The sequence below is a fragment of the Salmonella sp. NW645 genome, assembly GCF_051703725.1.
GTDB lineage: Bacteria > Pseudomonadota > Gammaproteobacteria > Enterobacterales > Enterobacteriaceae > Salmonella > Salmonella enterica.
Window position 1 is genome coordinate 696,151 of the sequence record NZ_JAMMKR010000001.1, and the last position, 24,827, is coordinate 720,977.

General features: G+C 52.3%; 24 protein-coding genes. 11 read left to right on the plus strand and 13 right to left on the minus strand.

Annotation, left to right across the window (positions count from 1 at the left end; all coding sequences use genetic code 11):
• Positions 1–60: 60 nt before the first annotated feature.
• From NA389_RS03570 to mhbT, 5 genes are read right to left on the minus strand one after another with little or no spacing between them, the layout of a single operon-like run.
• A complete protein-coding gene (locus NA389_RS03570) occupies positions 61–1,254 on the minus strand; it encodes a 3-hydroxybenzoate 6-monooxygenase (RefSeq protein ID WP_000150103.1) in 1,194 nt (397 codons plus the stop codon).
• 14 nt (positions 1,255–1,268) lie between these two features.
• Positions 1,269–1,913 carry a maleylacetoacetate isomerase gene (gene maiA, locus NA389_RS03575; RefSeq protein WP_000781183.1) on the minus strand — a complete coding sequence of 215 codons (645 nt, stop codon included), beginning with the start codon at positions 1,911–1,913 and terminating at the stop codon, positions 1,269–1,271.
• 8 nt (positions 1,914–1,921) lie between these two features.
• Complete coding sequence (locus tag NA389_RS03580; RefSeq protein WP_000170627.1) at positions 1,922–2,623, minus strand: fumarylacetoacetate hydrolase family protein; 702 nt, start codon at positions 2,621–2,623, stop codon at positions 1,922–1,924.
• 15 nt (positions 2,624–2,638) lie between these two features.
• Positions 2,639–3,676 (minus strand): gentisate 1,2-dioxygenase, encoded by a 1,038-nt coding sequence (gene gtdA, locus NA389_RS03585; protein WP_001289857.1) that lies wholly within the window; start codon positions 3,674–3,676, stop codon positions 2,639–2,641.
• 11 nt (positions 3,677–3,687) lie between these two features.
• Positions 3,688–5,046, minus strand: a complete 1,359-nt coding sequence (gene mhbT, locus NA389_RS03590) for a 3-hydroxybenzoate transporter MhbT (RefSeq protein WP_000194217.1) — start codon at positions 5,044–5,046, stop codon at positions 3,688–3,690.
• Positions 5,047–5,171: 125 nt separating this feature from the next.
• On the opposite strand from mhbT, the gene NA389_RS03595 reads away from it, so the two are divergent.
• The 8 genes from NA389_RS03595 to preA all read left to right on the plus strand — a co-directional run bounded on the left by NA389_RS03595 (position 5,172) and on the right by preA (position 12,153).
• Positions 5,172–6,080: a LysR substrate-binding domain-containing protein gene (locus NA389_RS03595; protein ID WP_000024662.1), complete on the plus strand. Its 909-nt coding sequence runs from the start codon at positions 5,172–5,174 to the stop codon at positions 6,078–6,080.
• Between the two features lie 131 nt (positions 6,081–6,211).
• Positions 6,212–6,610, plus strand: coding sequence for a CidA/LrgA family protein (locus NA389_RS03600; protein ID WP_000045719.1), 399 nt, complete (start codon positions 6,212–6,214; stop codon positions 6,608–6,610).
• Positions 6,607–7,302: a CidB/LrgB family autolysis modulator gene (locus NA389_RS03605; protein ID WP_000989296.1), complete on the plus strand. Its 696-nt coding sequence runs from the start codon at positions 6,607–6,609 to the stop codon at positions 7,300–7,302. Before NA389_RS03600 ends, NA389_RS03605 begins: the two co-directional genes overlap by 4 nt.
• A gap of 153 nt (positions 7,303–7,455) precedes the next feature.
• A complete protein-coding gene (cdd, locus tag NA389_RS03610; protein WP_000553526.1) occupies positions 7,456–8,340 on the plus strand; it encodes a cytidine deaminase in 885 nt (294 codons plus the stop codon).
• A 176-nt stretch (positions 8,341–8,516) separates the two neighbouring features.
• Positions 8,517–9,236: an outer membrane permeability protein SanA gene (gene sanA, locus NA389_RS03615; protein WP_000920081.1), complete on the plus strand. Its 720-nt coding sequence runs from the start codon at positions 8,517–8,519 to the stop codon at positions 9,234–9,236.
• The gene (locus NA389_RS03620) at positions 9,233–9,478 is read left to right on the plus strand and encodes a DUF2542 family protein (protein WP_000605187.1); all 246 of its coding nucleotides are present in this window, start codon (positions 9,233–9,235) and stop codon (positions 9,476–9,478) included. The genes sanA and NA389_RS03620 overlap by 4 nt, the downstream gene beginning before the upstream one ends.
• 204 nt (positions 9,479–9,682) lie before the next feature.
• Positions 9,683–10,924, plus strand: coding sequence for an NAD(P)-dependent oxidoreductase (locus tag NA389_RS03625; protein ID WP_001136403.1), 1,242 nt, complete (start codon positions 9,683–9,685; stop codon positions 10,922–10,924).
• On the plus strand, positions 10,918–12,153 hold the full coding sequence (preA, locus tag NA389_RS03630) for an NAD-dependent dihydropyrimidine dehydrogenase subunit PreA (protein ID WP_000956095.1): 1,236 nt from the start codon (positions 10,918–10,920) through the stop codon (positions 12,151–12,153). The genes NA389_RS03625 and preA overlap by 7 nt, the downstream gene beginning before the upstream one ends.
• A 74-nt stretch (positions 12,154–12,227) precedes the next feature.
• Here preA and mglC read toward each other — a convergent pair whose 3' ends face one another.
• From mglC to folE, 6 genes are all read right to left on the minus strand, one after another.
• Positions 12,228–13,238, minus strand: coding sequence for a galactose/methyl galactoside ABC transporter permease MglC (gene mglC, locus NA389_RS03635; protein WP_001275101.1), 1,011 nt, complete (start codon positions 13,236–13,238; stop codon positions 12,228–12,230).
• Between the two features lie 15 nt (positions 13,239–13,253).
• Entirely contained in the window at positions 13,254–14,774 is a 1,521-nt protein-coding gene (gene mglA / locus NA389_RS03640) for a galactose/methyl galactoside ABC transporter ATP-binding protein MglA (RefSeq protein ID WP_000535919.1), read from the minus strand.
• Between the two features lie 133 nt (positions 14,775–14,907).
• Entirely contained in the window at positions 14,908–15,906 is a 999-nt protein-coding gene (gene mglB / locus NA389_RS03645) for a galactose/glucose ABC transporter substrate-binding protein MglB (protein ID WP_001036938.1), read from the minus strand.
• Positions 15,907–16,404: 498 nt separating this feature from the next.
• Positions 16,405–17,427: an HTH-type transcriptional regulator GalS gene (gene galS / locus NA389_RS03650; protein WP_000628636.1), complete on the minus strand. Its 1,023-nt coding sequence runs from the start codon at positions 17,425–17,427 to the stop codon at positions 16,405–16,407.
• A 149-nt stretch (positions 17,428–17,576) separates the two neighbouring features.
• A complete protein-coding gene (yeiB, locus tag NA389_RS03655) occupies positions 17,577–18,719 on the minus strand; it encodes a DUF418 domain-containing protein YeiB (protein ID WP_001530341.1) in 1,143 nt (380 codons plus the stop codon).
• Between the two features lie 14 nt (positions 18,720–18,733).
• On the minus strand, positions 18,734–19,402 hold the full coding sequence (gene folE, locus NA389_RS03660) for a GTP cyclohydrolase I FolE (RefSeq protein ID WP_001139611.1): 669 nt from the start codon (positions 19,400–19,402) through the stop codon (positions 18,734–18,736).
• Positions 19,403–19,731: 329 nt separating this feature from the next.
• Here folE and fghA point away from each other — a divergent pair, with 329 nt between their 5' ends.
• Positions 19,732–20,589 (plus strand): S-formylglutathione hydrolase, encoded by an 858-nt coding sequence (fghA, locus tag NA389_RS03665; RefSeq protein WP_000425497.1) that lies wholly within the window; start codon positions 19,732–19,734, stop codon positions 20,587–20,589.
• Here fghA and NA389_RS03670 read toward each other — a convergent pair.
• Both NA389_RS03670 and NA389_RS03675 read right to left on the minus strand, forming a co-directional pair.
• On the minus strand, positions 20,578–20,967 hold the full coding sequence (locus tag NA389_RS03670; RefSeq protein ID WP_000876817.1) for a helix-turn-helix domain-containing protein: 390 nt from the start codon (positions 20,965–20,967) through the stop codon (positions 20,578–20,580). The two genes, fghA and NA389_RS03670, sit on opposite strands and share 12 nt — an antisense overlap.
• 4 nt (positions 20,968–20,971) lie before the next feature.
• A complete protein-coding gene (locus tag NA389_RS03675) occupies positions 20,972–22,339 on the minus strand; it encodes an L-serine ammonia-lyase (protein ID WP_001543035.1) in 1,368 nt (455 codons plus the stop codon).
• Positions 22,340–22,555: 216 nt separating this feature from the next.
• On the opposite strand from NA389_RS03675, the gene serB reads away from it, so the two are divergent.
• Together serB and NA389_RS03685 are read left to right on the plus strand one after the other, a co-directional pair.
• The gene (gene serB, locus NA389_RS03680) at positions 22,556–23,443 is read left to right on the plus strand and encodes a phosphoserine phosphatase SerB (RefSeq protein ID WP_000022904.1); all 888 of its coding nucleotides are present in this window, start codon (positions 22,556–22,558) and stop codon (positions 23,441–23,443) included.
• 32 nt (positions 23,444–23,475) lie between these two features.
• Positions 23,476–24,798 (plus strand): MFS transporter, encoded by a 1,323-nt coding sequence (locus NA389_RS03685; RefSeq protein ID WP_061377785.1) that lies wholly within the window; start codon positions 23,476–23,478, stop codon positions 24,796–24,798.
• Positions 24,799–24,827 lie beyond the last annotated feature (29 nt).

A 24,827-nucleotide genomic window follows, 5' to 3' on the forward strand; every position in this document is an offset into this window, starting at 1 on the left:
GATGAGCAAAACTTTTTGCCGGGTGGCGGCGCAAACGCCACGCTACGTCACGTAAAGCGCTCAACGCGGCTCAAGACAGTTATCTTCTTTCCAGCCGTACAGCCATTCGATACCGCGATAAAACGCCTCCTGCGATTTTCCTTTCCACAACAGATTACGTACCTGACGCTCCACCCCGGCGGCGTGATAGAGACGCCCCATCTCGCGGGTAGACCAGACGATACGCGCCGTGCGGGGAATACGCACCGACTCATACAGCGCAAATGCCTGCTGCGCGTCGCCGTCGCAGCGTTCCAGCGCTTTGCCCAGCGTGACGGCGTCTTCCAGCGCCATACAGGCCCCCTGGGCCATATATTGCGCCACCGGATGCGCGGCGTCGCCCACCAGAGTGATACGCTCGGTTCCCCATTTCGCGACCGGCTCGCGATCGGCGGTCGACCAGCGGCGCCAGGAGGTCGGCTTATCCAGCATCTGGCGCGGGCGGGGATGAATACCGGCAAAATAAGAGAGCACCTCTTCTTTACTGCCGTCTTTCACGCCCCACTCTTCTTGCTGGCGGCTGTGGAATGTCACCACCAGATTGTACTGTTGGCCTCCGCGCAGCGGATAATGGACCAGGTGACAATGCGGGCCTGCCCACAGCACCGGTGCGTTAATACGTAAATCGTCCGGCATATCGTCGCAATCAATCACCGCCCGATAAACTACATGCCCCGTTACGCGCGGCGCATCGCCGAGTAAACTTTGCCGCACGACCGATTTAACGCCGTCGCAGCCCACGAGAATATCCGCCGTCCAGCTATTTCCCTGCTCATCAAACACCGTAACGTCATCCGGCGTCTGGCGGATATCGACAATATGGGTCGAGGTACGATACTCCACGCCAGGGTGCGTCAGCACCGCTTCCCATACCGTTGCATGAATATCTACCCGGTGAATTACCGCATACGGCCCGCCAAAATGGTCGCGGAACGCCTGTCCGGTTTCAATGCATACCACTTCTTCGGCATTCACGGCATCCATCATGGTAATGTGATCGGTAAACACCGCACGCTGGCGGGCAACATCGCCCACACCGAGACTATCCAGCGCCGAAAAAGCGTTCGGCCCAAGCTGAATACCCGCGCCAATCTCGCCAATTTCGTGCGCTTTTTCCAACAGCATGACTTTTATTCCCTGGCGCGCCAGCGACAGCGCGGTCGCCGCGCCGCCGATTCCGCCACCTACAATAATTGCGCTTGTCACGTGAGTCATGGTCATTCTCCTTTTCAGGCCGGGATTTTATCTTGTTGATTTTCCGGCGCGGCGGCAATAAACGCCGGTAGCTGTACGCAGGCGTCATAAACGGCTTTACAGCGCGGATAGCCTGATAAATCGCAGCCCATCCTGAGCGCATTCGCCCACTGCGGAATCAGGCAGCAGTCCGCAAGGCCTGGCGCGTCGCCCACGCAGAATCGTCCGGACTGACTTTTACGCAATAGCTGCTCTACCGCGCTTAACCCTTGCTGTATCCAGTGGGCGTACCAGCGTTTTTTATCCTCTTCGCTAACCTTCAGCTCATCGGTCAGGTAGCGCAACACGCGCATGTTATTGATTGGGTGTATATCGCAGGCGATAGCGTAGACAATTTCCAGCGCCTGGCTGCGCGCCGGGTCGCTCGTCGGCAGCAGCGGCGTTTGCGGAAAATGTCGGTCCAGCCAGTCGACGATGGCCAGTGATTGCCCCAACGATTCGCCGTCATCAGTGACCAGCGTCGGCACCAGGCCTACCGGATTCATCCGTCGGTAGGCCAGCGCATTCTGCTGGCCGATACGAATATTGACGCCCACCGTCTGATAATCAATCCCCTTTAACGCCAGCGCAATACGTACACGATAAGACGCCGAACTATTAAAGAAACTGTACAGCTTCATCGTTCACCTCAGACAATTTTCACAGCAATCGGCGTCAGACCTTCTACGTTCCCGGTGATGACATCCCCTTTCACCACTGCGCCCACCCCCTCTGGCGTACCGGTGAAAATCAAATCGCCTGGCTGCAATTCAAAGAAGCCGGACAAATAGCTGATGGTTTCATTCACCGACCAAATCAGATGACGAATATCGCTGCGCTGATGGTCTTCGCCGTTAACCTGTAGCCAAATAGGGGCGTTATCCACATTATGCGTTTCAGCGGCTTTGTGTAATGGCGCAATGGGCGCGGAGAGATCGAACGCTTTGCCAATTTCCCACGGGCGTCCCATCTGACGCATTTCCATCTGACGATCGCGACGCGTCATGTCCAGACCGGTGGCGTATCCCCAGACATATTCATGGGCTTTTTCCAGCGGGATATCGCTCCCCTTTTTACCAATCGCCACCACCAGCTCAATTTCATAATGGTAGTTATCGGTCTGCGCCGGATACGGCAGTTCCAGGGTATCCCCCGCCACTACCGGGACGACAGCGTCCGCTGGTTTACAAAAGAAGAACGGCGGTTCGCGATCGGGATCAAAGCCCATTTCACGGGCATGGGCGGCATAGTTGCGACCCACGCAGTAAACGCGACGTACCGGAAACTGCTCATCACTGCCCGCCACTGGTACTGTCACCGGGGCCTGCGGCTGGAATACATATTTGGTCATGTTCTCTCTCCCTAATTAATAACGTGCTTCGCGGAACAGCCCCAGGGCTTCCTGAACCGGCTTGTCCGAAAAGCTGAATAACACCGTGTCTTCGCTGCTGCGAAACGACACCTCATGCCAGGTCGGCGCCACAAAAATGTCTTTTGCGGAAAAATGAAAAGTTTCGTTGCCGATAGTGACCTGCCCTGCCCCTTCAACGACGTGGTAGATAGTGCTGTCGGTGCTCCGCGCCACACGCGAGGCAAAGCCTTTTGGCAGCAGTTGCAGGAACGCGCCCATCGACGGCATCGGATAACCGCCGGTGACGGGATTAACGTAACGCAGCTTGTAACCTTCCCACTCATCCGGATCGCCCATACGGGTCAGATCGTGCAGCGCCTCGCGACTGCGGTCGTAACGGTAGTTGAAAATCGGCGACGAATTCCCGCGCTGGTGGCGCAGCGGCAGCATATTCGCTGCATAGCGCGGCAGATAATCGCCCTCTTTTCGCGTTACCGGCTGCTGATCTTCGGGATAGTCTTCCGCAAACCCACAGCCCAGGAGGTTGACTAACGGCAGATCCAGACCATCCAGCCATACCACCGGCTCTGACCCCGGATTACCATGATCGTGCCAGCGCCACTGCGGCGTCAGGATAAAATCGCCGGTATGCATTGGCGTGCGCTCGCCGTCCACCGCGGTAAATGCGCCTTTACCTTCGACGATAAAACGCAGCGCCGACTGGTTATGGCGATGACTCGGCGCGACTTCGCCGGGCAGGATCAGCTGTAAACCAGCATATAAGGTCGCCGTGATCGACGACTGACCGCGCAATGCCGGATTTTCCAGCACCAGCACCCGGCGGATCGCCTCTTTCGCGCCAATGACATTGCCGCTTTCCATCAGTAGCGGACGAATTTCCTGATAATTCCAGTAGGCCGGCGCGCAGTTGGCGTTTGGCGTCTGCGGTACCAGGTGATGTAACGATTCCCACAGCGGCGTCAGATTCTGCCCGGAAATATGCTGGTAATACTGCTGACGGCTATCTTTTACGTTCTGATTTATTTCAGACATGGAGATTCTCCTTATTCGTTTACGACGCTGGCACGCGGCAGGTCGTCAGGTACAGAAATCGAAAGGCGGACAACCACCGTCAGCAGGGTAAGCATTACCGCGCTGATAGCCGCCGGAATAGCAATGACAAAAAACAACGTATCGAAAGAGAAATTGAGGGCCATCATCATGCCGCCGGAGAGCGAACCGACAATCGCCCCGCAGCGTCCAATGGCGTTCGACCAGCTCACGCCCGTCGCCCGGCTTTGGGTGGGGTACAGCGTCGCCGTCAGAGCATTCAGCCCTACCTGGGAACCGCTAATACCGATGCCAGTACCAAAAATCGCCAGCGCCATCAGCCAAAGGCCGTTTTCGCTCAGGCCTATCATGACAATGCAAACCGCGCCCAGCGCATAGCTCACCGCCAGTACCCGGAACGGGTTAAGCCGGTCCATCAACACGCCGAGTAACAGCGCGCCAAGCGTGCCGCCAACCTGGAATGCGGCAGTCACCCACGACGCCTGTTGCAGATCAATACCGCGATGGTTAAGTAACGTCGGCATCCAGCTGGAAAGCAGATAGATAATGAGCAGGCTCATAAAGAACACCACCCATAACATCAGGGTAATGACAAGCTGTCGCCCGGCAAAAAGCTGGCGAATACTGCCTTTGGCGACGGCTGCCGTCTCATGCAGAAAGAAGTGCGTATCGTGATAGCGCTCGCCTGTAATGGCGCTGACCGTCCGGGCGACAACGGCTTGCGGTAGTTGGCGACGTACCTGCCAGCGGGGAGATTCCGGCAGCGCGAACAGCAGGCCGAAAAACAGCATCAAAGGCAAGATGCCGCCTAGCGCCAGAATTCCGTGCCAGCCAATCAGCGGCACCAGTTGCGCGCTCACAATCCCACCCATCGCCGACCCCAGGGTAAAACCGCAGAACATCAGCGTGACCAGCGCTCCGCGTCGACGAGCGGGAAGGTATTCCGACGTCATGGTGATGGTATTCGGCATCGCTCCACCCAGTCCCAGACCGGTTAAGAAGCGCAGCAACACCAGGGTTTCTATATCCGGCGAGAAAGCGGAAAGCAGGCTCAATGCGCCGAATAGCGCCACGCAAAGCTCAATGACCCGCTTGCGGCCAAAGCGATCCGCCAGCGGCCCGCATAGCAGCGCGCCGGCCGTAAGCCCCAGCAGCCCTGCGCCAAACAGCGGTGCAAGTTCGCTGGCGCTTAGCTGCCAGTGAGTACGAATATCCGGGGCGATGAAGCCAATCGCGGCGGTGTCGAAACCGTCGAGCATAACCACCAGAAAACAGCAGATGATAACGCGCCACTGCATTTTGCCGACGGGCGCGGCATCAATAAGGGCTTGTAGATCACGTCGTTGAGTCATAGCTAATGCCTCAGTGCAGGGAGATAGATGTTGTTTTTATGTTTGCTATGTTACGAGTTTGTAGAGTGAGCGATAAAATGTACAATGGCTTTTCAGGCAGAGACATAACCTGGAGGTTATAGCGAATGGCGAACTGGGCGCAGAAATTGAAATTACATCACCTGCAAACGCTGGTTGCGCTGGGCGAACAGGGCAACCTGACGCACGTCGCCCGGATGATGAATATCTCCCAGCCGGCGCTATCGAAGTGGTTATCTCAACTCGAAGATGAGATAGGCATCACGCTTTTTGAGCGCCACAGTAAAGGGCTACGCCCCTCAGAAGGCGGTAAATTACTGCTCCAGCACGCCCAGCGCCTAATTAACGATCTGGAGCGTTCACAGTATGAAATCGCCCGTTTCAAGCAGGGCGGCCTGGTTGGCAGCCTGAAGATCGGCTGTTCGCCCGTGGCGACTGACTGCGTATCACAGGCGATTCTGAGCCTGCTTAACGAAATGCCGACGCTGCATCTGAATATTGAAGAGAAGGTAATGACGCCGCTGCTGCACGATTTGCTTGCCGGTCAGGTGGATGTGGTGGTAGGGCGTGTCGGCGGCCGCGCCCTGCAACTGCCGCTTAATTATCAGGTACTTTATACCGAACCGGTCTGCTTTGTGGCGCGTCCGCACCATCCGCTGGCCGCGCGAGCGCAGATCTCCTGGAGCGATCTGGCGCACTGGCGGTGGATAGTCTGGCCAACCGGCACCCCTATTCGCATCAGTATTGATAACGCCCTCGTCGATAACGGCGTCATGCTCCCGGAAAACACCATTGAGTCAGCGTCAATGAACGTCAGCACCAATTTGCTGCAAAGCAGCGATATGATCTCTATTCTTTCTTTACGGCTGGCGCAACGCTATGCCAGCCAGGGGCAACTGGCGATTTTAAACTTGCCAAAAATTGAGCAAAAAGGCAGCGTAGGGATGTTCTGGCGTAAGAATGAGACGCCGTCTTTGGCCCTGAGTCGCTTTTTGTATTTTTTAGCCCAGGTTTAGCGCCGCCGACCAGGGGCATTGCCCGATGTTCCTGCTGTCTATACCCACTATGCTAAGAATTCATGATGTGATCGGTAGCACGTTTTAACGTTTAATTGTATGATGAATCCATCTCATCAAGGGCTTTAAACATGAGTAAGTCACTGAATATTATCTGGCAATATATACGCGCTTTTGTATTGATTTATGCCTGTTTGTACGCAGGCATTTTTCTTGCATCACTGCTTCCTATCACTATTCCCGGCAGCATTATCGGGATGTTAATTCTGTTTGTGTTGCTGGCGCTGCAAATTCTGCCGGCAAAGTGGGTTAACCCCGGCTGTTATGTGCTGATTCGTTATATGGCGTTGCTGTTTGTGCCGATTGGCGTTGGGGTCATGCAATATTTTGATTTACTGCGCGCGCAATTCGGCCCGGTGGTGGTCTCTTGCGCTATCAGTACGCTGGTCGTTTTTGTGGTCGTAAGCTGGAGTTCACATCTGATACACGGTGAACGTAAAGTGGTTGGGCAGAAGGGAACGAAAAAATGATGACATATATCTGGTGGTCGTTACCGCTGACGCTGGCGGTATTTTTCGCCGCCCGCAGACTGGCGGCGCATTTTAAAATGCCGTTGTTGAATCCGCTGCTGGTGGCAATGGTAGTCATTATTCCTTTTCTGTTGCTGACCGGTATTCCCTACGAGCATTACTTCAAAGGCAGCGAAGTGCTTAACGATCTGCTGCAACCGGCGGTGGTGGCGCTGGCCTATCCCCTTTATGAACAGTTGCACCAGATTCGCGCGCGTTGGAAATCCATTATTAGCATCTGTTTTGTCGGCAGTCTGGTAGCGATGATTACCGGAACATCCGTTGCCTTGCTGATGGGCGCAACGCCTGAAATCGCGGCATCGGTACTGCCTAAATCCGTGACTACGCCTATCGCGATGGCGGTGGGCGGCAGCATCGGCGGCATCCCCGCGATCAGCGCGGTATGCGTAATTTTTGTCGGTATTCTGGGCGCGGTGTTTGGCCACACGCTGTTAAACGCGATGCACATCCGTACTAAGGCCGCACGCGGGCTGGCAATGGGGACCGCCTCACATGCGCTCGGTACTGCGCGCTGCGCCGAGCTGGATTACCAGGAAGGCGCGTTTAGCTCCCTGGCGCTGGTGATCTGCGGCATTATTACCTCGCTGGTAGCGCCCTTTTTGTTTCCGCTCATTCTGGCGGTAATGCGCTAACGACGGGACAAAAGACCGGGTTAAAATTTGCGATACGTCGCGCATTTTTCATTTAAGTTTCACAAGTTGCATAAGCAATGAGATTTAGATCACATATTAAGACATAGCAGGCCCGTAAACTACGGTTCCATTACATTGTTATGAGGCAACGCCATGCATCCACGTTTTCAAACTGCTTTTGCCCAGCTTGCGGATAATTTGCAATCAGCGCTGGCCCCTATCCTGGCGGACCACCATTTTCCCGCCATGCTAACCGCAGAGCAGGTCTCGACGCTTAAAAATACGGCGGGACTGGACGAAGACGCGCTGGCTTTCGCACTGTTACCTCTGGCGGCGGCCTGCGCCCGTACCGATTTGTCCCATTTTAACGTCGGCGCGATTGCGCGCGGCGTTAGCGGCAACTGGTATTTCGGCGCGAATATGGAGTTCCTGGGCGCCACCATGCAACAAACTGTGCATGCTGAACAAAGCGCGATTAGCCATGCCTGGCTACGCGGCGAAAAAGGGCTCGCCGCCGTCACCGTTAACTACACGCCTTGCGGCCACTGTCGCCAGTTTATGAACGAGCTGAACAGCGGTCTGGATCTGCGCATTCATCTGCCGGGCCGCGCGCCGCATACGTTACGCGATTATCTGCCTGACGCTTTCGGGCCAAAAGATCTGGAGATCAAAACGCTGCTGATGGACGAGCAGGATCATGGCTTTACGTTAACGGGCGATACGCTAACGCAAGCGGCGATTACGGCAGCCAATAAGAGCCATATGCCTTATAGCCACTCACCGAGCGGCGTGGCGCTGGAATGTAAAGATGGCCGTATTTTCACCGGCAGCTATGCGGAAAACGCCGCCTTTAACCCTACGCTTCCCCCACTGCAAGGCGCGCTAAACCTGCTGAGTCTCAATGGCTATGACTATGCGGATATTCAGCGCGCGATTCTGGCGGAAAAAGGCGATGCGGCATTAATTCAATGGGATGCCACCGCCGCAACGCTGAAAGCGTTAGGTTGCCATAATATTGACCGCGTGCTTCTCGGCTAAGCAAATGTGCCGGATAGCGACGCCCTGGCGTCTTATCCGGCCTGACTCTCCTCTCCCGCGACCCGATACAAGGGAAATCATGCTGAAAATCTCCGCAATCAGACGGCGGTTTCTTGCGCTACGTCTTCGGGTACAGTAGCCTGATCGTACTTTCATCCTGGTATCGAGTTTCCTGCATGTTAAAGCGCGTGTTTTACAGCCTGTTGGTCCTGGTAGGCTTGCTGCTGTTGACGGTGCTTGGCCTCGATCGGTGGATGAGCTGGAAAACAGCGCCCTATATCTATGACGAGCTACAGGATCTCCCCTACCGCCAGGTTGGCGTCGTGTTAGGGACAGCCAAATACTATCGCAAGGGTGTCATTAATCAGTACTATCGTTATCGTATCCAGGGCGCGTTAAACGCTTACAATAGCGGTAAAGTCAATTACCTGCTGCTCAGCGGCGACAATGCCCTGCAAAGCTATAACGAACCGATGACCATGCGCAAAGACCTTATCGCGGCGGGCGTCGATCCTGCGGACATTGTGCTTGATTACGCTGGCTTCCGTACGCTTGACTCCATTGTGCGTACCCGCAAAGTGTTTGATACCAACGACTTTATTATCATCACTCAGCGCTTCCACTGCGAACGCGCCTTGTTTATTGCGTTGCATATGGGCATTCAGGCGCAGTGTTACGCGGTACCTTCGCCCAAAAATATGCTGACAGTGCGCCTGCGCGAATTTGGCGCCCGCTTTAGCGCGCTGGCGGATCTCTATATTTTTAAACGCGAACCGCGTTTTTTAGGCCCGCTGGTACCTATTCCCACGCAGCATCAGGTGCCGAATGACGCCCAGGGGTATCCGGCCGTTACGCCGGAACAATTGCTTGAACTGGAAAAGAAAAAAGGGAAATGATCATGGATGTACAGACGATATTTGTCATATTAGCCTTTCTGCTACTCCCGCTTTTTTGCTTCCGTGAGGCCTGGAAAGGCTGGCGAACCGGCGCGGTAGATAAAGTTGTCAAAAATGCGCGAAAACCGGTTTATGTTTATCGCCATGCCGATCCCGTACAATATTGGTCTTATCTTTTTCTTTATACCGGTTGCGGTTTTTTATTTACTGGAATGATTATTTATCTTCTTTTTTATCGTTAATCTATTTATTACTCCTTTAAAATTGAGAATAGTTATTATTATGATATAAGGAACAAATGCTGTTTTGCATTCTGGTTTCATTTTTTTGTGAATTCTTTCACAGAATACCCTTCTTTCAATGCTTAGGCTGGCGGTAGATTTTGGATCATTAAAACGCGTTATTTGCGTTTCGCCTTAATTTATTCAAGCATTAAGGAAGATTATATGCCGCAACAAAATTATCTGGATGAACTCACGCCTGGTTTTACGCCATTACTGGCAATAAAAGAGGCTTCCCGTTGTTTATTATGTCACGATGCGCCCTGTAGTCAGGCTTGCCCGGCGCAAACCGATCCGGGGAAATTTATTCGTTCTATTTACTTTCGCAATTTTAAAGGCGCAGCGGAAACTATCCGGGAAAATAACGCGCTTGGCGCCGTCTGCGCCAGAGTCTGTCCGACGGAAAAATTGTGCCAGCGCGGATGTACACGTTCCGGAATAGATAAACCTATTGATATTGCACGCCTGCAACGTTTTATTACCGATTTTGAACAGCAGACTGCCATGCAGATTTATCAGCCCGGGAGTAAAACACGCGGGAAAGTCGCGATTATTGGCGCGGGTCCGGCAGGTTTGCAGGCAAGCGTGACGCTAACGCATTTAGGCTATGACGTCACCATTTACGAAAAACAGCCGCAGCCCGGCGGATGGCTGCGTCACGGCATCCCGGCATTTCGTCTGCCGCAAAGCGTACTCGATCAGGAAATTGCCCGCATTGTAGAAATGGGCGTCAATATTAAATGTAATTGTGAGGTGGGCGGGTCGCTATCGCTTGCGCAACTCAAAGCCGAATATCGCGCCGTGCTGATGACCGTCGGGATGTCCTGTGGTTCTGATTTACCGTTATTTGAGCAAGCCAGTCACGTAGAGATTGCCGTTGATTTTTTACAGCGCGCCCGTCAGGCCGACGGCGATATTAGCGTTCCGCGTAGCGCATTAATTATTGGCGGCGGCGACGTAGCGATGGATGTCGCCAGTACGTTAAAAATTCTCGGCTGCCCTTCCGTCACCTGCGTGGCGCGGGAAGAATTAGCCGAATTCCCCGCCAGCGAAAAAGAATTTACCAGCACGCAGGCATTAGGCGTATCGATTATTGATGGTTTTACGCCTGTCGCCGTCAGCGGAAATAAAGTGACCTTCCACCATGTACGCCATTCAGGAGAACTGACGCTGGAAGCGGAAAATATTATTTTGGCCGTGGGGCAGCACGCGCGACTGGATGCCTTTGCGGAGATAAAAGCGCAGCATAATATTATCGACACGCACAATTATCAAACCGACGACCCGGCGATCTTTGCCGCTGGCGATATTGTTAAAGGCGATAAGACCGTCGTTTATGCGGTAAAAACCGGAAAAGAAGCCGCTCAGGCTATTCATCATTATTTAGAGGAGGCCTGCTCATGTTAACAAAAGATTTGTCTGTTACCTTTTGCGGCGTTAAGTTTCCCAATCCGTTTTGCCTTTCTTCTTCTCCGGTAGGCAACTGTTATGAAATGTGCGCCAAAGCCTATGATACCGGCTGGGGCGGGATCGTTTTTAAAACCATTGGTTTTTTTATTGCCAACGAAGTCTCTCCACGTTTTGATCACCTGACGAAAGAAGATACCGGTTTTATTGGTTTCAAAAACATGGAGCAAATTGCTGAACATCCGCTGGAAGAGAATCTGGCCGCCATTCGACGGCTAAAACAGGATTATCCGGATAAGGTGCTGATTGCTTCCATCATGGGGGAAAATGAGCAGCAGTGGCAGGAACTGGCGCGTCTGGTTGAAGAAGCCGGCGCGGATATGATTGAGTGTAACTTCTCTTGCCCGCAGATGACCTCGCACGCCATGGGAAGCGATGTAGGGCAAAGCCCGGAGCTGGTTGAAAAATACTGCCGCGCCGTAAAACGCGGTTCATCTTTGCCAATGCTGGCGAAAATGACGCCGAATATTGGCGATATGTGCGAAGTCGCGCTGGCCGCCAAACGCGGCGGAGCCGACGGTATCGCCACCATCAACACCGTGAAATCCATTACTAACATCGACCTGAACCGCAAAATCGGGATGCCGGTGGTTAACGGTAAATCCAGTATCTCCGGTTATTCAGGAAAAGCGGTGAAACCCATTGCGCTGCGTTTTATCCAGCAGTTGCGAATGCACCCTGAACTGCGCGATTTCCCGATTAGCGGTATCGGCGGCATTGAAACCTGGGAAGACGCTGCCGAATTTCTGCTGCTGGGCGCGGCGACCCTACAGGTGACGACAGGCATTATGCAATACGGTTACCGCATTGTAGAAGATATGGCGAGCGGCCTCAGCCACTATCTGGCCGATCAGGGATTTGCCTCATTACAGGAGATGATCGGGCTGGCGAATGGCAATATTATCCCGGCGGAAGACCTGGATCGCAGCTATATCGTCTATCCGCGGATTAATCAGGAGAAATGCGTCGGCTGCGGACGTTGCTATATCTCCTGCTATGACGGCGGTCATCAGGCGATGGAGTGGGATGAACACAGCCGCACGCCGCATTGCAATACGGAAAAATGCGTCGGTTGTCTGCTGTGCGGTCATGTCTGCCCGGTCGCCTGTATTGATTTAGGCGAGGTCAAATTTAAAAAAGGCGAAAAAGAGCACGCGTTAACGCTGTAGCTCGCGGTATGAAGCCCGGCGCGCAGTTTCGCTGCGCCGGGTTATCTGATAAGCAAGGCAATAGGTCTGGATAACTACTTCTTACGCGCGTATTTCAGCGAGTCCAGCGCCACGGCGAAAATGATAATGCCGCCTTTGATAATGTACTGCCAGTACGGGTTTACCCCGATATAGGTCAGACCGTAGTTGATGACGGTAAAGATAATGACGCCGGTCACCACGCCGAAGACCGTACCCACTCCGCCGCTAAACGATACGCCCCCGACAACGCACGCGGCAATCGCATCCAGTTCATACATAAAGCCGAGGTTGTTGGTGGCAGAACCAATACGCCCTGCTTCCAGTAAGCCGCCGAAGGCATAAAACACGCCGGAGAGCGCATAAATCATCAGCAGGTTCAGCGCCACGTTTACTCCAGAAACTTTTGCCGCTTCCGGGTTGCCGCCAATAGCAAAAATGTTTTTACCAAAACGGGTCTTATTCCACAGCACCCAGACAAACGCTACCGCAATCAGGGCGTAAAAAGTGATGTAGGAGAGCCGGAAACTGCCCATCGCCACAAAGCCCTGCGCAAAGGTGGAAAAGCCGCTGTCAAAGCCGGAAATGGGCGAAGCGCCAACAAAGTCATAGTAAAGGGAGTTGATCCCATAAACGATAATCATCGTGCCAAGCGTGGTAATAAACGGCGTCACATTCAGGTAAGCAATAATGATGCCGTTCACCAGGCCAATCACCGCGCCAATCGCGCAGACAATCAGGATGACCAGCGCAATCGGCATGGTCGCCATTTCCGGAAACACTTTATTGGCGTTTTCCATTGATTGCAGTAATGTTGCCGCCACGACCGCCGCCAGCCCTACCTGACGCCCCGCCGACAGGTCTGTCCCCTGGGTGACGATGAGTCCCGCCACGCCCAGCGCGATAATAATACGTACCGAAGATTGCGTCAGAATATTACTTAAATTCAGCAAACTTAAAAAAGTCGGGTCCTGGAAAATAATAATCGCCAGCAACACTAAAAGAACGACGTAAATTCCGCCTTCTTTCAGCCAGGTCAAAAAGCTTTTCTTGTTTAACGCACTCATAAGGAGCCCCTGATCTTAAAGGTGCAAAGAAGCAAGACGCAAAATTTCATTTTGCGTTGTTGTTTTAGTATCGACAATGCCGGAAACGAGACCGTTACTCATCACCAGGATACGATCGGTAATCCCTAACAGCTCCGGCATTTCAGAAGAGATAATGATGATCCCCTTGCCTTTTTTCGCCAGTTCCGCAATAAGCTGATAAATTTCAAACTTTGCGCCGACATCAATGCCACGGGTCGGTTCATCCAGCATTAATATTTCCGGCTGCGTTAATAGCCAACGACCAATGATCACCTTTTGCTGATTGCCGCCGGAAAGCGAACCAATTTGCGTGCGATGCCCCGGCGTTTTTACCCGCATGGAGTCAATGACCCATTGGGTGTCGCTTTTCATCCGGGAATTATCCAATAACCCCACTTTATTTTTATAATTACGGATATTCGAAATTAATGAGTTAAATCCGATATCCAGATAGGCATAAATTCCGGTGGAACGACGCTCTTCCGTCACCAGCGCAAAACCGTGGTTAATCGCTTCGTTCGCAGTGTGATTATTAATTTTCTTGCCATGTAAAGTGATTGTCCCGGACGACTTCTCACGAATGCCAAACAGCGTTTCGACGATATCGGTACGCTTTGCCCCAACCAGACCGGCAATGCCCAGAATTTCGCCCTTGTGCAAATCAAAGGAGACATCGCGAATGGAAGGCTGGCGCAGCGAGGTCAGGTTACGTACCTCCAGAATCACGTCGCCCGGCTTATTTTCTTTATCCGGAAAGCGCTGGTTCAAGGAACGCCCGACCATCATCGCAATGATCTTATCCATATCCAGCCCTTCCAGCGGCTGGGTGGCAATCCACTGACCGTCGCGCAAAATAGTAATTTCATCGCACAATTGAAAAATTTCTTCCATTTTATGCGAGATATAAACAATTCCGCAGCCGCGTTCTTTCAGCTTGCGAATAATGGTGAACAGATGATTAACCTCTTTCTCAGTTAACGATGAGGTCGGTTCATCCATAATAACGATCTTAGCGTTATAGGAAAACGCCTTCGCAATTTCGATCATCTGCATTTGCGAAACGGATAACGTTCCTACGCGCGCGCGTGGGTCAATATCGATATCCAGTTCATCAAATATCGCTTTGGTATCCTGGTACATTTTATCCTGGTCGACAAACATACCTTTGGTGGGATAACGTCCCAACCACATGTTATCCATGACCGAACGTTGCAATACCAGATTTAACTCCTGATGTACCATCGAAATCCCATTCTCCAGCGCTTCTTTCGCCGAATGGAAGTCCACTTCTTTTCCCTGAAATACAATGCTGCCGGAATCTTTTTGGTAAATACCGAAAAGACATTTTAATAATGTTGATTTGCCTGCGCCGTTTTCGCCCATTAATGCATGAATAGAGTACGGACGAACGTTTAAGTTGACATTATCAAGCGCTTTCACGCCGGGAAATGATTTGTTAATGCCACGCATTTCCAACAAATATTCACCCGACGACGGAGAGATCGTGCTGCCCATAATGATACCCTGTCGGCCTTTTTAATTATGACTATCCGCGCCGGATGGCAAAAGAAATACGTTATCCGGTCTGCGGCACGTCACCCTTCCACGGTTTCAGGGCGCAACAAAATTGCGCCCACAGACGGAAAAGTTATTTTTGGGTAAATTCGCTCAGATTGTCTTTGTCCACGCCGACATAAGGCACGCGCACGATTTTGTTCTCAATCTTCCAGCTGGTGCCGTCAGCCGCGCCCTTGCCTTCGGCGAGGTTTTTCGCCAGATCGAATGTCGCTTTCGCCTGATTGTTGGCGTCATTCAGTACCGTACCGGCCATCGCGCCCGATTTCACCAGCGCCAGAGCTTCCGGTAACGCATCGACGCCAAAGACCGGAATCGACGATTTATTATGCGCTTTCAGCGCCTCTACCGCGCCCATCGCCATCGCATCGTTATTCGCGATAACCACTTCAATCTTGTTAGCGTTCGGGCCAGACAGCCAGGCATCCATCTTATCTTTTGCCTGCGCGGTATCCCACATGGCGGTGTCTAACGCCAGTTGCTCGGTCTGAATACCTTTAGCATTTAACTCTTTCACCACATACGTCGTACGGGCTTCCGCATCCGGGTGCCCCGGCTCGCCTTTCAGCAGAACATACTGAATTTTACCGTCTTTATTCAGATCCCAACCCTGATTCGCCTGCCAGTGTTTGGCAATCAAGTCGCCCTGAATCACACCGGATTCTTTAGAGTCAGTCCCGACATAATACGCCTTGTCATAGCTGTCCAGCGCTTTGCGGGAAGGCTCTTTGTTAAAGAACACCACCGGCACATTTTGCCCGCGCGCTTTCTCAATCACCGTACCGGCGGCTGCCGGGTCGACCAGGTTAATCGCCAGAGCTTTAACCCCTTTCGCCAATAAAACGTCAATTTGATCATTCTGTTTGGACTGATCGTTTTGCGAGTCATTCATCAGTAGCTGAACATCCGGCGCGGATTTGCCATCTTTTTCAATAGCCTTACGCACCACGGACATAAAGTTATCGTCATATTTATAAATCGTCACGCCAATACGAGTATCAGCCGCGTGCGCGTGCGCGCCGAATAACAGACTTGCCATCACGGCAGAAAGGGTCAGTACCTTCTTATTCATGGTAGCTCCGGTTTTATTATGTAGGGTATAGCGTAAAAAAATGCCCGGCTGTTCAGCACGTTAACGCGTGTTACTGAACGCCGAAGCGTATTTAGAGCCTATCCCACCAGGCGTTATTGGCGCAGCCAGTTTGGACACGGACAGCGCGCAAAAACCGGAGCGTACACGTAGTACGTGAGGTTTGACTCGCTACGCTCGCCCTTCGGGCCGCCGCTAGCGGCGTTCAAAACGCTAACGCGTTTTGGCGAGCACTGCCCAGGTCCAAAATGGCAAGTAAAATAGCCCTAATGGGATAGGCTCTTATTCAACTCTTTATTTTTGTCCGGTAGTCGCGGGATATTGTGATAACGGTTTTTATAAGCGAAATACCCCAGCAAAACTGACAACTAACTGTTACACATTAGTTACAGTGCGACAAACGTTGTCATCATAGCTATCACAATGTTAATAAACTGTGAATTTACTCACAGATTGAAAACGGTTACATGCGGTGCGTAATCAGTTAGTGATCAGTACCGCATTCTGTCGCCACGCCACCGAATGGCGCCGTACCAACGTCGGCATGAAGCAGTGCGTCGCCGTGATATCCAGGGTGCCTGCGGCCCCCTGTAACGCCAGCTCGGTCGCGATTTTCGCCATAGAAGCAATAGGATAGCGCACGGTAGTCAACTGAGGATCGGTATAACGAGCAATAGGGATATCATCGAAACCGATGACAGACAGATGCAAGGGAATGGCGATGCCGTTATCTTTTAACGCCGTCAGCGCGCCCGCCGCCATATTATCGTTATAGGCAAATACCGCCGTCAGTTGCAGATTGCGTCCCAGCAACTCAACCATTGCCGACTCGCCGCCCTGCATATCCGGCGTGCCGGTGCCAATCCAGCTCTCCGACGCAGCAACCCCCTGCTCTTGCAGCGCGTGTAACCACCCTTCTCTGCGCATCGCGTCATCTTCAATACGGTGGCTGGAGGCCAGGTAGCCGATGCGTTGATGTCCATTATTCAGCAACATTCGGGTCGCCATTCTGGCGCCGCTCACATTGTCGAGACAGACACAACGGTGCGCATAACCCGGCACGATACGGTTAATCAGCACCATACCAGGGATCTGATCCATAAAGTCGCTCAGCTCGCGATCGGTTAAGGCTTTTGAGTGAACAATCAATGAGTTACAACGCTGACGGATCAAGACTTCAATCGCATGACGTTCTTTTTCCGCCTCATGATAACTGTTGCCAATGAGAACATATTTCTGGTGCTGCTGCGCGACCAGATCTACGGCTTTCACCAGAGCGCCGAAAAAGGCATCGGAAACATCCATGACCACGACGCCGATAGTATCGCTCACCTGGGTGGCCAGCGCTTGCGCATTCGCATTTGGCCGATATCCCAGCAGAGTGACGGCCTGCATAACGGCGTCACGGGTGTCGGGACTGACCAACGCGCTGTTATTCAGTACGCGGGAAACGGTCGCTACAGACACGCCAGCCTGGCGCGCTACATCACGAATGGTGATCATATTCACTGCCCTGTTTGAGTTCAAAAATGCTCACAAATGCCCCGTTAGCAGGCGGCTATTTTGTCAGCACCCTGCCCAGGGCTGCGTGAGAAACATCACAGGGATGGAAACGGTTACAGCCATTTTGTTAATGAATGTGATCCAGATCGTTATCTGAACGATCCTGACGCGCGCAACGTGAGTTGACGCCATAACCACTCGACCGGTCCCTGTCGCCAGAAACGTAGCCAGATGACGGAAAAGAGAAGGTTTATTGCCCATACCGGAACGACAAAGAACAAGAGTTCCAGTCGATTGAATTCCATAAATAAGCCAAACTGATAAAACAGCGTGGTACAGATGATCGTCTGCAGCAGATAATTGGTCAGCGCCATTCGCCCTACGCAGGCAATGGCAAGCGTCAGTCTGCATCGGCTAAGCTGCGGCCAGAAGCCAAACATCAGCGCGGCATAGCCCAGCGTTTGCAACGGCGCGCTCAGTTCGCGCGGCGCCTGCAATAAGAAGGCGCACCAGCGGTACGCCCAGTCCAGCCGCCATTGTAAGATGACCGCAGGCAGGTTGATCATTAGCCCTAACGCCACCAGCAGAATCCCGGTACGGCGATAGTGCCGCAGACTGTACTGACCTTTCAGCCAGCCGCTACGCATTAGCGCGGCGCCCAGCAGCATCATACCCGCCAGTTGCCAGCCATACTGCGCGCCGAGCGCCAGTAAACTATTCGACAGCATCTCTGCCCGGTTGCTGATAGCCTCCATGCCGCCGTTCAGCTTCCAGTATTTTTCATACAATATTGCCGACGCATCCGGCGTCCAGGCGCGGCTGGTTTCGCTACTCGATACCACACCCAGCAGCAGTAGCACGCCAATCCCGACCAGATAAAGGAGTATGCCGGTATTAAACAGGCTTTTTACCGAAGGCGCGTCGCGTACCAGTCGCCAGCAAATTAACCCGACCAGACCGTAGGCCAGCAGAATGTCGCCGTCCCAAAAGAATAACGCATGGATAAAACCTAACAGTACCAATAGCGTTAAGCGCGACTGAATCCACTGTTTACCACGCGGAAGCAGCATTTGTAGCCCCGCGCCAAACAACAACGCAAACAGCGTAAGAAATTTAGCCTGCGCCACAATATCGAGAATCGCCCAGGACCAGGCGTCTTCGGGAACGATCGCGCCGTACCAGGCGGGATTGAGATAAGCCGCCTTCGGCAATCCAAAGGCGCTAATGTTAAGAAGCAGGATACCGAGGATGGCGACGCCACGTACAAAATCCAGCGTGACATTACGCTCCATCGTCTCCGCCTTAATCATGGATGATGGCGAACGGCACGCAGAAACTCCTGGCGCGTATTCTGGCTGGACTTAAACAATCCGCCCAGCGATGTCGTCGTCGTGGCGCTGGTTGCGTCACGAATACCGCGCGCTTTCACGCAGTAATGCACCGCATCAATCGATACCGCTACATTATTGGTGCCGAGCAAGGTTTGCAGCGCCGTCAGAATTTGTTGGGTCAAACGTTCCTGAACCTGCGGACGCTGGGCGAAGAATTGCACGATACGGTTAATTTTCGACAGGCCGATCACGGAATCTTTGGGGATATACGCGACGGTCGCTTTGCCATCAATGGTCACGAAGTGATGTTCACAGGTGCTGGTCAGCGTGATATCGCGGACGGTGACCATTTCATCCACCTTCATTTTATTTTCAATGAGGGTAATTTTCGGGAAATTGGCGTAGTCGAGGCCGGCGAAAATCTCGTCAACGTACATCTTAGCGATACGATGCGGCGTTTCCATCAGACTGTCATCGCTCAAATCTAGATTCAGCAACTGCATAATCTCAGTCATATGCCCTGCGATAAGGCTTTTTCGCGTTTCATTATCCAGTTCATCCATAGGCGGGCGCAGCGGCGTTTCCAGCCCCCGGGCAACCAGCGCGTCATGAACCAGGGCCGCTTCTTTACTGAGTGATGGCATTAATCGTGTTCTCCTGCAGGTGTGGCGCCTCTGCCCTGCATGGGGCAAAGTTTGTCAATATTGTGACAGTGTGATTATTGTGCGTGAGGTAGCGCACATAATCCAGTATTCACGCCCATAATTGTTGAAATTGTCGCTGCCTTTCATGACATCTTTTCCGGTGCGAGAATGCTGGCAGGACAAAGGTCATATTTATTAACGCAACGTTATTTAAATGATGAAGCATGTTTATGTATTACGGAAGTGAAAGTTACTCACAACGCGGTGAATAATCTGTATTATGAAGAATCTGCATACCTTATCAGGTTCACTATAAAAGGAGCCCCCGCATGGAAATGCTCGAAGAGCACCGATGTTTTGGCGGCTGGCAGCAGCGCTGGCGTCATCATGCCGCCACGCTAAACTGCGCCATGACATTCAGCATTTTTCTTCCGCCGACTCAGGATAATGAACCGCCTCCGGTACTGTACTGGTTGTCCGGGTTGACCTGCAATGATGAGAACTTTACCACCAAAGCAGGCGCGCAGCGTATCGCAGCAGAACTGGGCATTGTATTGGTGATGCCGGATACCAGTCCACGCGGTGAACAGGTCGCCAACGATAGCGGATACGATTTAGGCCACGGCGCCGGGTTTTATCTCAATGCCACACAGCCGCCCTGGGCCAGCCATTATCGCATGTACGATTACCTGCGCGATGAGCTTCCGGCGCTCATCCAGACACAGTTTAACGTCAGCGACCGTTGCGCCATCAGCGGGCACTCGATGGGCGGCCACGGCGCGTTAATCATGGCGCTGAAAAATCCGGGTAAATACACCAGCGTCTCTGCTTTTGCGCCTATCGTCAACCCCAGCCGCGTGCCGTGGGGAATCAAAGCGCTTACCGCTTATCTCGGCGAAGATGAATCAGCCTGGAGTGAGTGGGATAGCTGCGAATTAATGCTGGCCAGCCAGCCGCAGGACGCCATTCCTGTGCTCATCGATCAGGGCGACAGCGATCAATTCCTCGCCGATCAACTTCAGCCAGCCGTACTGGCGGAAGCCGCGCGGCAAACCGCCTGGCCGATGACGCTACGAATCCAGCCCGGTTACGATCATAGCTATTATTTTATTGCGTCCTTCATCGAGGACCATCTGCGCTTTCATGCCCGGTATTTACGGGGCGAGCGTGAGACGTCACCAACATAATGAATTTTCCAGCGCCGCGCTGTAATTCACCTCCTCCGACTGCGGCGCGGAAGATTTATTATTTAAATCCGCGGCCTGCTGGCGTACCTGAAGGCGGCCGCTCCCCTCTCCGCCTTCATAACTTTCGTGAAAATTACGCAGCTCGGATTCAAACAGCACCGCATCAAGATTATGCAACTTATCCAGCGCCCGCAGGAGAGAAATTAACGTATCAAGATTGAGCCCTCCCCCCTTCTCGATACGCTTGATGGTGGCGATGCCAACGTGCGCGCGATCGGCAAGCTGCTGCTGGGTCATCGAAAGAGACAGACGCGTCTCCTTTAAGCGAGCGCACAACGACAGGATAATCTCGTCGTTATTCATCGTATTGTATTTCACGCTGTTACCCTCTCTTGCGCGGCTGAATTTTCCCCAGCGAACCATGATACGTTTCACGGTATTTAGCGCTCATATCTTTACCGGTCTCGTACATCGCAGCAATGATCTCATCGAGCGAAATACAGGGTTCGCTTACGCGACTCATCGCCATCGTCGCCGCGTTTATCGCTTTCACGGCAGAGATGGCATTTCTCTCTATGCAGGGAATTTGTACCTGTCCGCCCAGCGGATCGCAGGTCAATCCCAGATGATGTTCCATGGCAATTTCAGCGGCGCTCAGCGTTTGCTCCACGGATGCGCCCATCAGTTCAGCCAGGCCCGCCGCCGCCATTGAGCATGCCACGCCGATTTCCCCCTGACAGCCAACTTCAGATCCCAGAATAGAGGCGTTTTGTTTAAACAACATCGCGATAGCGGCGGCGGTCAGGAAGAAACGGGTCAGAGCACCGGGCTCCAGCGGCGTGACAAATTTATCATACCAGCAGAGCGCTGCCGGAATGATGCCGCACGCGCCATTAGTTGGCGCGGTAACAATCTGTCCGCCGCTGGCATTTTCTTCGCTTACCGCAATCGCGAAGGCATTGACCCAGTTCAGCGCGGTTAAAAAATCGCTGGCGGAACGGTTAGCCTGTAACGTCTTATGTAACGCACAGGCGCGCCGCGGTACCTGATAGGGACCGGGTAATACCCCCTCAGTATGCAGGCCGCGATAAACCGCCTGCTGCATCACGTCCCATATTTGCGCCAGATAATTCTGCAACGTCTGTGGCGAGTGGCGGCACAGCTCATTTTTCATCATCAGCGCCGCCACAGACAGGCCGTTACGCCGACACAGCGCCAGCAACTGCGCGGCATGACTAAATTCAAAGGGCGACATTGTACGCAAAGGAAGCGATGACGTCAGCGGCTCGCCATGTTTGCGAACCTGTCCGGCGCCGGTCGAAAACCAGGTCTCTTCATACACAGTGAAATAATCATCTCTGGCGCGAAACGTCATGGCATAAGGATGACCTGGATGCGCCTGGTGATTGGCGATAATCTTGACTTTTATCGTGATTCCGCCCGCGTCGGAGAGCGGGAGCTCGATTTTGTTTTCATTTTCCGCACGCTTAATCACCGCCATATGCGAGCGGAGATCGACATTCTCCGGCTGGTAGCCCAGCAGCCCAAGATAAAGGGCGGTATCCACATTGTGGCACTTGCGGCTTAACGATAACGCGCCATACAGCTCGATTTCTATTTCCCGAATTAGCGGCAACGTCTCTTGTTCTCTGAGCAATGAAATAAAGTGACAGGCGGCGCGCATCGGCCCTACGGTACGTGAGCTGGATGGACCTATTACTATTTTGAATATATCAAGGCAACTCTCCATCGTTATATCAATCCTTTCAGTGTCATTCGCGTTCAGTAATAAATAACATCCTCGCACAGTTGACATATCAAAAGTGATACCTTTTGTGTCTGAACTTTACCTGGTATCAAAAACAACGCTTTTTTAGCCCTTTTCTGGCTGTGATATCTGTGATAGCACAAGATTCCACGCCGCAAAAGAGTCATTATAATACCCGTAAATTAAGGGAGTTATCATATGAGCATTATTTATTTTATTACTACACAGGATATCGATACGTTTCAGAAAAAATTACAGGAAACGTTATTTGATGCCGTCACCATGCCATTTCCGCTATTATTTGATAAACGTTATGCCGCGCTTATCAATACCGCTTATTTAAAGCTTACGCTGCCAACGGAATGTCTGACGCCTGAATTTTATCGCTATTTACGCGAACTCTCATTACAATGGCAGTTTGATTTTTTTATTAAGCCGCAGCCACTGCCTGCTAACGGTATTATCGCGTTTGATATGGACTCGACATTTATTGCGGAAGAAGGCGTGGATGAAATTGCCCGCGCGCTTGGCATGTCGACGCAAATCACCGCCATTACCCAACAGGCGATGGAGGGCAAGCTTGATTTTAACGCCAGTTTTACCCGACGTATCGGAATGTTGAAAGGCACACCGAAAGCAGTGCTGAACGCCGTATGCGATCGCATGACCCTTTCGCCAGGCCTGTTAACTATTCTGCCAGTCATCAAGGCCAAAGGATTTAAAACCGCGATTATCTCCGGGGGACTGGATATATTCACCCAGCGTCTAAAAGAACGGTATCAACTGGATTATGCCTTTTCGAATACGGTTGAAATACGCGATAACGTTCTGACGGATAACATTACCTTACCGATTATGAATGCCGCAAACAAAAAACAGACTCTGGTTGACCTGGCTGCCCGGTTAAATATTGCCACAGAGAACATTATTGCCTGCGGCGATGGCGCCAACGATCTGCCGATGTTAAAACATGCTGGCACCGGTATTGCCTGGAGAGCGAAGCCGGTTGTACGGGAAAAAATCCACCATCAGATTAATTATCACGGTTTCGAATTGCTTCTTTTTCTTATTGAAGATGAATTATAACGCGACTCACCTCGCCGGAAGGGAATTTTAAAATGAGTATAAAAACATTTATTTTCAGCCAGCCCGATAAGCCGATTGTAAAAGAGAAAAAAAAGATAGACCAGACCTATAAAAAATTTCGTTTTGAGATTATCGCCTCGGTCTTTATCTCTTATGCCGTCTTTTATCTTACCCGTAAAAACTTCTCCGCCGCGATGCCGGCCATGCTGACGCAAACGTCGCTGACCGCAGAAGACTTCGCCATTATGTCTTCTATTTTTTACATTCTTTATGGCGCGATGAAGTTTGTCGGCGGGATGCTGGTCGATAAAATTAACCCGAAAGCCATGACCGGCCCGGTGCTGATTGGCGTGGGGATTGTAAATATTCTGTTCGGCTTTTCCGATAGCGTGGCGGCATTCTACGTACTGTACAGCCTCAACGCGATATTACAGGGCACCAGCTTTCCGCCGATGGCGAAAATTATGGCCTCGTGGTTTTCGAAAAACGAACGGGGACGCTGGTGGGCTATCGTTGAAGCGGCGCACAATATCGGCGGCAGCCTCGCGCCGCTGCTGACCAGTTTTGCTATCGCCTTTAGCGGTAGCTGGAAAATGGGGTTTTATGTTCCCGGCGCCATTTCGCTGCTGATGGGGATAGTGGCGCTATTTACCATTAAAGATCGTCCCGGTACGTTAGGTTTGCCCAACGTAGGGCAGTGGCGTAACGACCCGACGGAACTGGCCCAGGTCAAGGCCAGCCCGGTCAACCTGAGCTTCTGGCAGATTTTTGTGAAATATATCCTGACCAATCCACTGGTATGGATCATTATTATCGGTGATATGTCAGTTTATATTGCGCGCACTATTCTTAACGACTGGCCGCAGATTTACTATTCGCAGGTTCACGGCTGGAGTCTGATAAAAGCGAACTCGATTATTTCCTGGTTTGAGGCGGGCGGACTGGCAGGTGGGTTGCTGGCAGGCTACTTGTCTGACTTTATGTTCAAAAGTAACCGCTGGATGACCGGATTAATCTTCGCGTTAGCGCTGTGCATATGCATCGTGCTGGTGCCGCTGGTTCAGGATACCTCTTACACCCTCACCGCGATTCTGTTCACCATCATGGGCTTCGCCTTATACGGACCGCATATGCTTTTTGCCGTCGGCTGTCTGGATGTGACCCATAAGGATGCGGCGGGATCGATTACCGGCTTTCGGGGATTGTTCAGCTATGTCGGCGCGGCAATGGCCGGTGTGCCGGTAATTATGGTGAAAAATAGCTGGGCGTGGTCGGGCGTTTATATCTATGCGTTAATCGCCATTCTGTTAACGACTCTGTCGCTGGCGTTGCTCTCCAGGCTGCATCGGTTATAAATTCTGGCGACAGCGGCAAAACGCGGCTG